This is a genomic window from Enterobacter sp. 940_PEND (assembly GCF_001059415.1).
Classification (GTDB): Bacteria; Pseudomonadota; Gammaproteobacteria; order Enterobacterales; family Enterobacteriaceae; genus Enterobacter; species Enterobacter cloacae_M.
In genome coordinates, this window is sequence record NZ_JUMS01000098.1 from 22,344 (window position 1) to 34,881 (window position 12,538).

General features: G+C 54.0%; 17 protein-coding genes. 11 read left to right on the forward strand and 6 right to left on the reverse strand.

The genetic code is table 11. The features are described 5' to 3' along the window. The first annotated feature begins 74 nt into the window (after positions 1–74). The 11 genes from ADJ24_RS13650 (at position 75) to ADJ24_RS13695 (ending at position 7,250) form a co-directional block, all read left to right on the forward strand. Entirely contained in the window at positions 75–1,235 is a 1,161-nt protein-coding gene (locus ADJ24_RS13650) for a phage major capsid protein (protein ID WP_045343320.1), read from the forward strand. A 51-nt stretch (positions 1,236–1,286) separates the two neighbouring features. After that, on the forward strand, positions 1,287–1,847 hold the full coding sequence (locus ADJ24_RS13655) for an HK97 family phage prohead protease (RefSeq protein ID WP_023309418.1): 561 nt from the start codon (positions 1,287–1,289) through the stop codon (positions 1,845–1,847). Position 1,848: 1 nt separating this feature from the next. Beyond that, on the forward strand, positions 1,849–3,084 hold the full coding sequence (locus tag ADJ24_RS13660; RefSeq protein WP_032667956.1) for a phage portal protein: 1,236 nt from the start codon (positions 1,849–1,851) through the stop codon (positions 3,082–3,084). Continuing rightward, complete coding sequence (locus ADJ24_RS13665; RefSeq protein ID WP_023309416.1) at positions 3,081–3,419, forward strand: phage head closure protein; 339 nt, start codon at positions 3,081–3,083, stop codon at positions 3,417–3,419. The genes ADJ24_RS13660 and ADJ24_RS13665 overlap by 4 nt, the downstream gene beginning before the upstream one ends. Next, positions 3,416–3,709, forward strand: coding sequence for a head-tail connector protein (locus tag ADJ24_RS13670; protein ID WP_023309415.1), 294 nt, complete (start codon positions 3,416–3,418; stop codon positions 3,707–3,709). The genes ADJ24_RS13665 and ADJ24_RS13670 overlap by 4 nt, the downstream gene beginning before the upstream one ends. Then, positions 3,709–4,152 (forward strand): HNH endonuclease signature motif containing protein, encoded by a 444-nt coding sequence (locus tag ADJ24_RS13675; RefSeq protein ID WP_023309414.1) that lies wholly within the window; start codon positions 3,709–3,711, stop codon positions 4,150–4,152. Before ADJ24_RS13670 ends, ADJ24_RS13675 begins: the two co-directional genes overlap by 1 nt. Then, the gene (locus ADJ24_RS25285) at positions 4,145–4,297 is read left to right on the forward strand and encodes a hypothetical protein (protein WP_001547822.1); all 153 of its coding nucleotides are present in this window, start codon (positions 4,145–4,147) and stop codon (positions 4,295–4,297) included. The genes ADJ24_RS13675 and ADJ24_RS25285 overlap by 8 nt, the downstream gene beginning before the upstream one ends. Before the next feature lie 128 nt (positions 4,298–4,425). After that, positions 4,426–4,782, forward strand: coding sequence for a phage terminase small subunit P27 family (locus ADJ24_RS13680; protein WP_023309413.1), 357 nt, complete (start codon positions 4,426–4,428; stop codon positions 4,780–4,782). Continuing rightward, positions 4,766–6,427, forward strand: coding sequence for a terminase large subunit (locus ADJ24_RS13685; protein WP_023309412.1), 1,662 nt, complete (start codon positions 4,766–4,768; stop codon positions 6,425–6,427). The genes ADJ24_RS13680 and ADJ24_RS13685 overlap by 17 nt, the downstream gene beginning before the upstream one ends. Before the next feature lie 11 nt (positions 6,428–6,438). Continuing rightward, the gene (locus tag ADJ24_RS13690; RefSeq protein ID WP_023309411.1) at positions 6,439–7,053 is read left to right on the forward strand and encodes a tail assembly protein; all 615 of its coding nucleotides are present in this window, start codon (positions 6,439–6,441) and stop codon (positions 7,051–7,053) included. Positions 7,054–7,061: 8 nt separating this feature from the next. Continuing rightward, positions 7,062–7,250, forward strand: a complete 189-nt coding sequence (locus tag ADJ24_RS13695) for a hypothetical protein (protein ID WP_023309410.1) — start codon at positions 7,062–7,064, stop codon at positions 7,248–7,250. 153 nt (positions 7,251–7,403) lie between these two features. Here the strand turns inward: ADJ24_RS13695 and fis are convergent, their stop codons facing one another. The 6 genes from fis to ADJ24_RS13725 all read right to left on the reverse strand — a co-directional run bounded on the left by fis (position 7,404) and on the right by ADJ24_RS13725 (position 12,465). After that, positions 7,404–7,700: a DNA-binding transcriptional regulator Fis gene (fis, locus tag ADJ24_RS13700; protein ID WP_000462905.1), complete on the reverse strand. Its 297-nt coding sequence runs from the start codon at positions 7,698–7,700 to the stop codon at positions 7,404–7,406. 23 nt (positions 7,701–7,723) lie between these two features. Beyond that, the gene (gene dusB, locus ADJ24_RS13705) at positions 7,724–8,689 is read right to left on the reverse strand and encodes a tRNA dihydrouridine synthase DusB (RefSeq protein ID WP_023309409.1); all 966 of its coding nucleotides are present in this window, start codon (positions 8,687–8,689) and stop codon (positions 7,724–7,726) included. Positions 8,690–9,019: 330 nt separating this feature from the next. After that, positions 9,020–9,760, reverse strand: coding sequence for a carbonic anhydrase (locus ADJ24_RS13710; protein WP_032667954.1), 741 nt, complete (start codon positions 9,758–9,760; stop codon positions 9,020–9,022). A 128-nt stretch (positions 9,761–9,888) separates the two neighbouring features. Next, complete coding sequence (prmA, locus tag ADJ24_RS13715; protein WP_023309407.1) at positions 9,889–10,770, reverse strand: 50S ribosomal protein L11 methyltransferase; 882 nt, start codon at positions 10,768–10,770, stop codon at positions 9,889–9,891. Between the two features lie 11 nt (positions 10,771–10,781). Then, a complete protein-coding gene (panF, locus tag ADJ24_RS13720; RefSeq protein ID WP_023309406.1) occupies positions 10,782–12,233 on the reverse strand; it encodes a sodium/pantothenate symporter in 1,452 nt (483 codons plus the stop codon). Continuing rightward, on the reverse strand, positions 12,223–12,465 hold the full coding sequence (locus ADJ24_RS13725; protein WP_006178860.1) for a YhdT family protein: 243 nt from the start codon (positions 12,463–12,465) through the stop codon (positions 12,223–12,225). Before ADJ24_RS13725 ends, panF begins: the two co-directional genes overlap by 11 nt. Positions 12,466–12,538: the final 73 nt, after the last annotated feature.

The following is a 12,538-nucleotide window of genomic DNA, read 5'->3' on the forward strand; positions in this document are numbered from 1 at the left end:
GTTTCCTTTCCAGGTGGACATCCCTCCAAGCGCTGGTTTCACGTCTCAACGTTAATTGTTACGGAAACCACTCCATGAAGAAATTACTTGAATTACGCCAGCAGAAAGCCGCACTCAAAACCCAGATGCGTTCCATGCTGGAAAAAGCTGACAGCGAAAAGCGAAGCCTCAACGATGAAGAGGGCAAGCAGTTCGATGAACTCCGCGCCCAGGCTGATGCGCTTGAAGTTGAAATTACCCGCCTTGAGGCCGTCGCCGACGATCAGCGCAATTTGCCTGGTACTTCTGTTGAAGGTAACGGTGTAAGCAACGATGAGCTGCGCCACTACATCATGACCGGCGATACCCGCTCTCTCTCCACGTTGGTGCAGGCTGACGGCGGTTATACCGTTATCCCTGAGCTGGACAAAGAGATCATGCGCCAGTTGCAGGATGACAGCGTTATGCGCTCCATCGCCACGGTGAAGACCACCAAAACCAACGAATACCAGAAGCTGGTGTCAGTGGGTGGCACTACCGTTAAGCGCGGCACCGAAGGCGAAGCGCGTACCGAAACCAGCACACCGAAGATGGAGCGCGTTGATATCAAACTCAACCCGATCTACGCCTACCCGAAAACCACTCAGGAAATTCTCGACTTCTCCGAAGTTGATATTCTGGGTTGGTTGTCTTCCGAAATCACCGACACCTTCACTGCTACCGAAGAAACCGACTTTGTGAACGGCGACGGTGATAAAAAATCCAAAGGGTTCCTGTCCTATCCGCGTGCGGCCACCAGCGATAAAACCCGTCCGTTCGGCACGCTGGAGAAGATGGAGGCTGCTGCCGTTTCCTCTGATGGTCTGATCGACCTGCTGTACAAGCTGAAAGCCAAATACCGCAAAAATGCCGTATGGGTGATGAACTCCAACACTGCCGCTACGCTGCAAAAGCTGAAAAACGGCAACGGGGATTACATCTGGCGTGATCGTCTCGTCGCTGACTCCCCTGATACCCTCCTTGGCCGTCCGGTTCAATATCTGGAAACGATGCCTGATGCGGCTGCGGGTGAAGCGTTCCTGGCAGTTGGCGACTTTAAGCGCGGTTACTTCATCGTGGATCACACTACTGGCGTGCGTACCCGCCCCGACAACATCACCGAACCTGGTTTCTACAAGGTGCACACCGATAAATACCTGGGCGGTGGTGTGGTGGACTCCAACGCCATCAAGGTGCTTGAGCTTTCCGGCTCCTGATCTGTCGTTTAAGGGGCTTCGGCCCCTTTTTGCCCTCTGTGGAGTCCAACAATGAAAACAATCGATTTTGAAATCCGTACCTCCGAACTGAGCGCCAGCAACAAAAAGCTGGTTGGCTATGCCGTGCGCTGGAACAGCCTCTCAGAAATTATCTGGGATGAGTTCCGCGAGCAGTTTGCGCCGGGGGCGTTTAAAGACAGCCTGGCATCCGGTAGCGATGTGCGTGCACTGTACGAGCATAACTATACCCAACTGCTGGGGCGTACCAAATCCGGCACGCTGGTGTTGGCCGAAGATGATACCGGGCTACGCTTCGAACTGACCCCGCCGAATACCCAGCTTGGGAATGATGTACTGGAGCTGGTGGAGCGCGGTGACATTTCCGGCATGAGCTTTGGTTTCCGTGCGTCAAAAGATTTCTGGGATACAGCGAAATTACCTTACACGCGAACCGTCATCACTGCTGAACTACGCGAAATCACCGTTACCTCTATGCCTGCTTACCCTGAGTCCGGCGTGGAAATTGCGCACCGTTCTCTGTTCTCCCAACATCCTGAACTGCGCCGCGCTGGTGATAACCGCCGACGCTGGGCTGACTTAGCGGGGCTGTGATATGTGGAATATCTGGCCGTTTGGCCGTAAGTCTGAACCCTCTGAGCAGCGCAGCATGACCATTGATGAATTTCTGGCGATGGCAGGGATTCCAAATACCGGATCAGGCGAATATGTGTCTGCCGGTACTGCGGAATCTCTGCCGGCGGTCATGAACGCCATATCAGTTATCAGCGAGGCAGTGGCAACAATGCCCTGCTACCTCTACCGCGTGCGCAACGATAACGGCCGAGAAGCGCGGGAGTGGCTAAGCAATCACCCGGTGGATTTTCTCCTTAACGAGCAACCGAACGACTGTCAGACGCCTTACCAGTTCAAGCGCACGATGATGCGTCATTGCCTGCTGAATGGTAACGCCTATGCGGTGATCCAGTGGGGCCGTGACGGCCAGCCGCAATCCCTGCATCCGTATGCGCCTGGGGCGGTTGTTCCTGAGCGTATCGGCCAGCATAAGTACAAATACACCGTTACTGAACCGTTTACCGGTGCAGTGCGCACCTACCTGCAGGAAGAGATTCTGCACCTGCGTTACTCGACCGATGATGGTTTTCTGGGGCGCTCGCCGATCACCATCTGCCGTGAGGCGCTGGGGTTAGGTCTGGCCCAGCAGCGTCACGGTGCCAGCATTATGAAAGATGGCATGATGGCGGCTGGCGTAGTCACTACTGCTGAATGGCTCGATAGTGTGAAGGGTAAACAGGCGCTGGACGCGCTTGAGCGCTACAAAGGTGCCAGAAATGCCGGTAAAACACCGATCCTTGAAGGTGGCATGGACTATAAGCAGCTTGGCATGAGCAATCAGGATGCTGAGTGGCTGGCCTCCCGGCGCTTCACCATCGAAGATATTGCCCGCATGTTCAACGTGTCGCCCATCTTCCTGCAGGAATACAGCAACAGCACCTACAGCAACTTTAGTGAGGCGAGCCGCGCATTTCTCACCATGACGATGCGTCCGTGGCTGGCGAACTTCGAGCAACAAATTAAATCCGCGCTGCTGGTGGCCTCTCCCGTTCCGGGAACCCGCTATCAGGTGGAGTTTGACTCTGCTGACCTTCTCCGTGCCACACCTACCGAGCGTTACGCCACTTATGAGCGCGGTATCAAGAACGGGATTATGAACCCGAACGAAGCCCGTGAGCGTGAGGGTATGCCGCCGCGTGAAGGTGGTGACGAGTTCAGTCAGGCATGGAAGCAGGAAGTGAAGATCAGTAAAGACAGCAAGGACGGTGACGTATGAGAGCCGGAGGACTGAGAAGCCGCGTCACTATCCGGGTATTCACTACCGACCGCGATTCAACTGGTCAGGTTATTCAGGTGTGGGAAGACGGGGAAACCATCTGGGCTGAGGTTAAGGGGATCAGTGGCCGTGAACTGGTGGCGGCTGGTGCTGAGGTTGCCGAAGCAACGATCCGCGTCTGGGTGCGATTCCGCTGCGATATTACTGCCGCCAACCGCCTGAAGGTGCTGACTGGCCCGTTTGCCGGGGCAACGCTCAACATCATCGGACCACCGATACCGGACTCAGGCATGACGCATCTTGAAATTCTCTGCAAACAGGGGACCGAGAAATGACAACTGAAATCACCCTGGCTGAAGCAAAGCTGCATTGTCGTATTGATGGCAATGATGAAGACACGCTGATACAGGCGTACATCGATGCGGCGCTGGAGGTTTGCCAGAAGCATATCGGTAAGCGATTTGATAACGATCTGGAGCTTACCCCCGCTATCAAGATCGGCTGTCTGATGTACGTCTCTCAGCTTTATGAGTACCGCACGATGATTGGCGACACTGAGGCGAAAGAGGTTCCGCTGGCTATATCTGCATTGTGGTCGGTCTATCGTGATGTGGGGGTGTACTGATGCCGTGGCAACCAATGCGCCGGTGCACCGAGCCGGGATGTAATAAGCGAGTGAGGTCCGGAAAGTGCGATGAGCACAAGCGAGAAGCATGGCGGGAACAGGATGCCAGGCGCGGACACCGTCGCGCCCGTGGTTACTCAGCCTCATGGGAGAAGTACCGCGCTCAGTATCTGAAACGTCACCCCCTTTGTGTTGAGTGCCAGAAACTGGGCCTCTACGTGCCTGCAAAGATTGTCGATCACATCATCCCTATCAACGGCGGTGATGATGTTCTGTTCTGGCCTGAGTGGAATCACCAGCCGTTATGCCAGGCGCATCATAACCAGAAGACCACACAGCAAGACCCAACCACCAAAGCGAAGCGCAAAGCAGGGCTGTACCGAGAGCAGGAAGAGCGTGCAGCCCATCGCAATGACTGGATGTATGAGGCCAGCAATGAATGAGAAAGACGTGGTGAATCTGTACCGATCATTGATGCGCTGCCGTGATGGCTTCATGCAGGGGCGAAGCAGACGCAATGAGCGCCAGCCTGTGCAGCGTATGAGCGAGCGTGAACGGGAGTTGCGGGAATGCTTCCGCAACCGCTGACAGGCCGCATGGACGGGGTGGGGGAGGTTTTCAGGACAAACCTCAAGGTGCCAGGCACCGACCGCCCCCTCAAATTTTTATGCACAGTGTTTTTTTTGAAAATAAAACGAAAAGGAAAACAGTGAGTTATGCCAAGACCACCAAAACCGCCCGCTTACCTTGATGAAATCGCGGCGCAGCAGTGGAAAGCAAAGGCGAAGCAACTGGCGGAACGTGGTGATCTGACGCCTGCCGACTGGAACAACCTTGAGCTTTATTGCGTCAACTATTCGATGTACCGCAAAGCCGTGGAGGACCTTGCCACGCGGGGATTCAGCATAGTGAACAGCCAGGGCGGTGAGAGCCGGAATCCGGCACTGAGCGCAAAAGCGGATGCCGAAAAAATTCTTATAAAAATGTCGTCGCTGCTGGGCTTTGATCCGGTAAGCCGCCGCCGCAATCCGGTGGAAACGGAAGAGGAGGACGAGCTTGACCGTCTGGAATGATTACGCAAACGCCATTAAATCGGGTGAAATTCCGGCCTGTAAGCGAGTAAAACAGGCCGTCGAGAGGTACTTTTCAGACCTGAATGACCCCCGTTATGAGTTCGATACGGCGATCGTGGAGCGGTTTATTGCCTTCTCCCGGCTCTGTCCACACGTCAAAGGCCCGCTTAGGGGCCAGCCAATCGAGCTGGAGCCGTGGCAGCAGTTCGCCTTTGCTAACCTGCTGGGCTTTAAGGTCAGGGAGTCAGGCCGCCGCAAGTACAGCAGCGCCTTTATTGAGGTACCGCGTAAAAACGCTAAATCCACCGTGGCCGCCATGCTGGCTAACTGGTTTCTCGTAATGGAGAAGGGCCAGCAGGATATCTACACGGCGGCGGTGAGCCGGGATCAGGCCCGAATCGTATTCGACGATGCCCGCCAGATGTGCCTGCTGTCCAAACCGCTGAAAAAGCGCGTCAATATCCAGGCGCATAAGGTCATTTTCCCGAAGAGCAACAGCCTGTTAAAGCCGCTGGCGGCGAAAGCGGCCACCATTGAGGGGACTAATCCCAGCCTGGCGATTGTCGATGAGTACCACCTTCACCCGGATAACGGCGTTTATTCCGCGCTTGAGCTGGGTATGGGCGCACGTCCTGAGGCGATTTTGTTCGCCATCACGACCGCCGGGAGTAACGTTGTCTCTGCCTGTAAACAGCATTATGACTACTGCTGCCAGATTCTGGCCGGGGAAGAGAGCAACGATTCGCTGTTTGTCCTGATCTACGAACTGGACGACGAAAGTGAGGTTGAGCAGCCTGAAATGTGGATCAAGGCTAACCCTAACCTGTATGTGTCCGTTGACGCGGCGAAACTGGAGTCCACCATCCAGAAAGCGCGGGGCATACCGTCGCAGTGGGTGGAAATGCTGACCAAGCGTTTCAATATCTGGTGTCAGGGCTCCACGCCGTGGATGGGCGCCGGTGCATGGGATGCCTGTGCGCTCGACTATACCGAAGACGATCTGGCCGGAATGGAGTGTTATGCCGGGTTTGACCTGTCCTCTACCAGCGACATCACTAGCGTAAGCTATGCGTTCCCGTTCGACAGGGAGATCAGACTCCTTACCCGTCATTATCTGCCGGAAGCGCAGCTGCTTAACGTCGCCAACAAAAACCGCGCCATCTACCGCCAGTGGGTGAAAGCGGGATGGATACGCACCACGCCCGGCGACTGCATCGACTATGACCGCATCCGTGACGATATCCTGCGTGACGCTGAAACATTCAATATCCGGCTGGTGGGCTTTGATACGTGGAACGCCACGCACCTGCGCACTCAGCTACAGGGAGCGGGCCTCGATGTGGAGCCGTTCCCGCAAACCTATCTCAAGTTCAGTCCTGTGGCGAAATCCTTCGAGGTGTTCGTTAACCGTAAGGTGGTGCGCCATCGTGGCGATCCGGTTCTGGCCTGGGCGATTGGAAACGTGGTGATGGAGTCCGACGCTAACGCCAACATTAAGCCCAACAAAAAGAAATCCTCAAACAAGATAGACCCGGCGGTATCTGCGCTGATGGCGTTCGGCACCTTCCAGGCCGAGCATGAGGATTTTGCTTTCGATATGAGCGACAACCACAAACAACGGTTGGCGACATTTAACGGTATCTGACAGGGGGTAATATGCAACAGGTATTAACTACTATGAAAACCACGATAAAACTCAGCGGCTCAATGGCTCAGCGATTTGGCAGGACACATCGCCGCGCGTTAACGTCTGCCAATGAAGTATTCAGGGCGCTATCTAACACCATTGATGGCTTTGATGCTTACCTGCGTGAGGCTCGGGCAAAGGGGCTGGATTTTGTTATTTTCCGGGATCGCCGCAATATCGGACACGAAGAGTTTGAACTCCTGGGGCCGGGTGATGAGCTGAGAATTATTCCGGTAATACGAGGAAGTAAGCGGGCAGGTCTGTTCCAGGCTGTTCTCGGTGTAGCATTGATTGCTGGTGGTATAGCTCTTGGTCCAGCAGGTGCCGCACTGATTGGGAAGGGCGCTGCATTAAACATTGGCCTTGTTGGAGCATCAATGGCCTTGGGTGGAGTAGTCCAGTTACTTTCCCCGCAGGTATCAGGCCTGCGAATGCGTCAGGAACCTGATAACAAACCCTCCTATGCGTTTGGTGGTCCCGTTAACACGACAGCATCTGGCAATCCCGTTCCCCTGCTTTATGGGCAACGGGAAATTGGCGGCGCGATTATCTCCGCCGGGATTTATGCAGAAGATCAGCAATAGAGGCTCATATGAATAAAATTTTACTTATCGCTGCCCTGGAAGAGATTGCTAGTCGCGAGGGCCATGAACTTAACGGGCAGGATAAGCTGGTAATCCGTACTAAAACAGCTATGGTGTTAGCCGCTAAACAGCGGCACCGCCAGCGCATAGAAGCGCCACCCTATCAGTGGCGAAAGCCAGATAAATTAAGGCGTTGAAAGAGGTTCATCCCCTATAAAGCACCAGTATTGTTCTGGTGCTTTTTTGTTTGTTCAGACAAAACTGTATAAACATCTGTATAAACATTAATAAAAAAGGCGCTATCCCATGCCGAGTAGCGCCTTTTTATTCAATAACATAGCTGAAATCTATCAGTTCATGCCGTATTTTTTCAGTTTCTTACGCAGAGTACCACGGTTGATACCCATCATCAGCGCAGCGCGGGTTTGGTTACCGCGGGTGTATTGCATCACCATGTCCAACAGTGGCTGTTCAACTTCAGCCAATACCAGCTCATACAGATCATTAACATCCTGACCATTCAGTTGAGCAAAATAGTTCTTCAGTGCCTGTTTAACCGAGTCACGCAGGGGCTTTTGAGTTACCTGGTCCTGAGAGTTAACGGTAGAAACGGTCAGTACGTCAGAATTTACGCGTTGTTCGAACATAGTTCTGTCAGCTCTTTATTTCATTACGCAAGATTTTCGAAGTATGCCTCCAACGCCTCCAGCTGTACGCTGGCATCCTCTATGGCGTTGAATGTGCGCCGAAACTGGTCATCTGGAGCGTGCTCCTGGAGATACCAGGAGACGTGTTTACGCGCAATTCGGTACCCTTTTGCCTGACCGTAGTGGTCATGCAGTTCCCGAACATGCGAACAAAGCAAGCGCTTAACCTCTGCCAGAGGCAGCGGGGCAAGCAGCTCCCCAGTGTCCAGATAATGCTGGATTTCCCGGAAGATCCAGGGTCTTCCCTGAGCTGCACGTCCTATCATCAGAGCATCAGCTCCCGTATAGTCGAGTACAGCCCTGGCTTTAAGCGGGTCAGTAATGTCGCCATTCGCGATAATCGGAATGGAAACTTTCTGCTTAACTGCCCGAATGCTGTCGTATTCAGCTTCACCGTTGAACAAACAGGCGCGAGTGCGTCCATGGATGGTCAGGGCCTGAATGCCACAGTCTTCGGCCAGTTGGGCAATCTCTACACAGTTACGGTGTTCCGGCGACCAACCCGTGCGAATCTTCAACGTAACAGGAACGTCCACCGCGCTGACAACCGCCGTCAGGATAGCTTTCACCTGGTCGGGGTATTGCAGAAGGGCTGAACCTGCAAGCTTGCGATTCACCTTTTTGGCCGGGCACCCCATATTGATATCAATAATCTGGGCACCACTTTCCACGTTAATCCGCGCGGCATCTGCCATCTCTTCAGGCACGCTTCCGGCAATTTGCACGGTGCGAATACCTGGTTCATCAACGTGCACCATCCGAAGGCGGGATTTATCGCTTTCCCAAACCTGCGGGTTAGACGACATCATCTCGGATACGGTTAAACCGGCTCCCATCTCATAGCACAGCGTCCTGAACGGCCGGTCTGTAATACCTGCCATTGGGGCTGCGATCAGGCGATTTCTAAGCTGGTGGTGTCCGATGCGCATGAGTTAAGAAATGACCATACTGTGACTGCAAGGCGGCGTATATTACGCATTTTTTGCACGAGATGAAAGGCCAAACTTTGAACAATCCACTGTTGTAGATCAAGGAATCGCCACCCAATCTTCCCGTTAAAAATTATTCATTATTTAAATCATTAAGTTATATGGTGATGGTTATTTTATGGGCGCTTACAATTTCCCGTAACTTCTCATCATTTCTGAATAAATGCGTCGCTGAAGCGGGATAATCTGCTGTTTTTAGCAGCAGATTTCCCTTCTTCTTTGCGATCTGCGTCGCATTTTAGAACATGATCGTCATGCGAAAAATGCGTGTTATTCGACCACGACGCGCCCATGCAGCGACTGTACCGGACGGTTATTATCGTGATGCATTGTCTGGGTGAATCTGGCAAGTTGTTCTGCAGAAATCGTCAGGGGCTGTTTAAGTACAATCCAGGTAACGCCTTCTGAACACGGTGGAGTGGTCAGTGAACCGCTAAAGCGCCAGTACGTTTTATTTTTTGGCAGCAGTTTGTTCAGGTTGAGATCCTGTTTGATGGAGACGTTCTGCTCGGCCTGCTGAGGCATAACGCGCCACAGTTTTTCTAGCTCCGGGTTTGCGGTTCCTTTATCAAACATGACCGCCACCACCGTCAGTTCCCCACTGGCATTTTTATGAACCAGATGCATTTCCATCGCGTATCTCTTGCCATGTACGGTGTTTTCGCTCGGCGCGTGGAAATGGAACTGCTGTAACGTCCAGGTTTGCTTATCGAGAGTAAGAGTATCGCGGGTGTTCGCCTGTTCACCTGCCTGAATGGTATGGCCATTGTTCGTCAGCGTAACAGGGCCATCAACGTAGTGGGTTTGTAGCGGGGAGAGATGGGCGATAGCGGTCGAATCAATATTAATAGGGGACTGGTTCATTCCGCTTTGACAGGTCTTATATGCCTCGTCCAGCTCGCCCCAGTGTTGCGGTGAACCTTCCCCTTCATAGCTCCAGTGTGATGCGAATGCTGAAGCCGAGATCATGCTCAGCGCCAGCAGCGCTGCCTTGCCTGTAACCTGTGTCATCATATTCTTCCGGTGAATTTTTGTAATACAAATCAACATGATTTGTAGGGTTATTTTACCGAAGAATGAACGGGGGAGAGAGGATTATCAGAGGGGGAGAGGCGTGGTCAGATGACCACGCCAGATTCTTATTTTTTACGACCGGTGATGCGGCACCACTCTTCTTTTTCCACTACCGGATCAAGGGCAAAGAGATCGGCGTAGGCTTCACACACGCTGTCGGCCTGGCTCGCCAGGATACCGGAAAGCCCCAGCAGACCGCCCTCAACGGGCAGCACGCTGATTAACGGAGCCAGTTCACGCAGCGGGCCCGCCAGAATGTTTGCGACCACCACATCGGCTTTCATGGCTTCTGGCTGACCATCCGGCAGATACAGCTCCAGACGATCGGAGACGCCGTTACGCTCGGCATTATCGCGGCTGGCCTGAATCGCCTGCGGATCGATATCGATCCCGATGGCTTTTGCCGCGCCCAGCTTCAGGGCTGCAATCGCGAGGATCCCGGATCCACAGCCGAAGTCGATCACGGTCTTACCGTCCAGATCGAGACCATCCAGCCACTGCAGGCACAGGGACGTGGTGGGGTGAGTGCCGGTACCAAACGCCAGACCCGGGTCGAGCATCACGTTGACCGCATTCTCGTCCGGGACGTCGCGCCAGCTTGGGCAGATCCACAGACGTTTGCCGAACTGCATCGGGTGGAAGTTATCCATCCACTCGCGTTCCCAGTCTTTGTCTTCCAGCTGTTCGATTTTATGCACGAAACCCGCGCCCAGCAGAGGATGATTCTCCAGAATCGCGACAACCTCTTTCATATCGGTTTCGGCATCAAACAGGCCAATAACGTCGGTATCACCCCACAGGCGGGTTTCGCCCGGCAGCGGCTCAAAGACCGGCGTGTCATGCGTGTCCTGGAAGGTGATAGAGACCGACCCGGCCTCCATCAGCGCATCGCTCAGCTCTTCGGCGTTCGCGCCGGTTGTGTTCAGTTTTAGTTGGATCCACGGCATGGCAAAACTCTTTATTTATCAGTAGAAATCATAGCGGGTTGTGGGATGGGCTGACCGAAACGGTTCCCCACCACAAACGCCAGTAAACTTAGCAGTAACGAAGGCACAATTGGATGGAAGCCCAGGTACTGAATCTTAAACGTTGCGAGGACGGCGTAAAGCACGCCGCCGACAATCATAGCGCTCAGCGCACCGGCGGCATTCGCGCGCTCCCAGTAGAGCCCTAACACCAGAGGCCACAGGAATACCGCTTCAAGCCCACCAAATGCCAGCAGGTTCAGCCAGATGATCATCTCCGGCGGGCGCCACGCGGCTAACAGCAGCAATGCCCCTAACGCCAGAGTAATAACGGCCGACATGCGCTTCAGGCGCCGTTCATTCTCTGCCTGGTCAGGACGCAGGTTCAGATAGAGATCTTTAATGATCGTAGCGGAACTTTGCAGCAGCTGAGCGTTGATGGTCGACATAATGGCGGCCATCGGTGCGGCGAGGAAGATCCCGGCGGCAAATGGCGGCAGTACTTTAACCATCAGGGTTGGGATAACCAGATCGGGTACGGTAAGGTCAGGAATAACTGCCCGACCTAACGCGCCTGCCAGGTGCATACCAAACATCAGGATTGCGACAACGATAGTGCCGATAATGATACCTCTGTGCACGGCTTTGCTGTCTTTGTAAGAGATACAGCGCACGGCGGTATGCGGCAGGCCAATCACCCCAAAGCATACCAACACCCAGAACGAGGTCATAAAGGTTGGCGAAAGGATGTCATCCGCGCCCTGCGGCGAAACCAGTTTTGGATCGATCGCCTCGAGCGTTTCAACCGCATGGCTCAGGCCACCAGCAGCATGCACAATGCCGACCAGCAGAACAAGGGTGCCAACAAGCATCACCAATCCCTGCATCGTATCGTTCAGCACGCTGGCGCGGAATCCGCCAAACGCGGTGTAGAGTGCGATACTCACCCCAAAGATGACGAGGCCCGTCTCGTAGGGAATTCCCGCCGCCGTTTCCAGCAGGCGTGCCCCGCCGATAAACTGCACCGTCATTGCGCCAATAAAGGCCACCAGCAGGCTTAAGCTGGCCAGCCACACCAGTAAACGGCTCTGATAGCGGGCAAACAGCATATCGTTGAGCGTCACGGCATTATAACGGCGCGCCAGAATGGCAAATTTTTTACCCAGTATGCCCAGCGAGAGCCAGACGGCTGGAAGCTGGATCATCGCCAGCAGCACCCAGCCTAACCCGTATTTATAGGCTGCACCGGGCCCGCCGATAAACGAACTGGCGCTAATGTAGGTCGCGGTCAGCGTCATGGCCAGCACGACGCCGCCCATCGAGCGGCTGCCAAGAAAATACTCGTTCAGGAAGGTGCCCGTCGTTCTTTTACGCATGGCGTAAACGGATAAACCAAACACCACTAACAGGTAAGCGATAAGCGGCAGAATGACTTCAAGCTGCATCATCGTCCTCCAGCGGAATATCGCGATAGATGAATTTCACCATTGCCCAGCACAGCAGGATGAAGACCAGCGGTACCAGCAGACACGCCATTTCGAACCAGTGCGGCAGGCCGGTGATGCCAATAGCGGAGTCAGGTAAGTAAGCAGTTACTAACCATGCGGCGAGATAGAGAAGGGTCAGCCACAGCGCCCAGCGCGCTTCTTTATGGGCCTGAACAAAACGTTTGTCCATTTTTTGTCCCTTGTGGATGAAGAAAGCGGGGATTGTACATGATGAGGCTTTCCAGGCCCCAGAAATAAAAAAG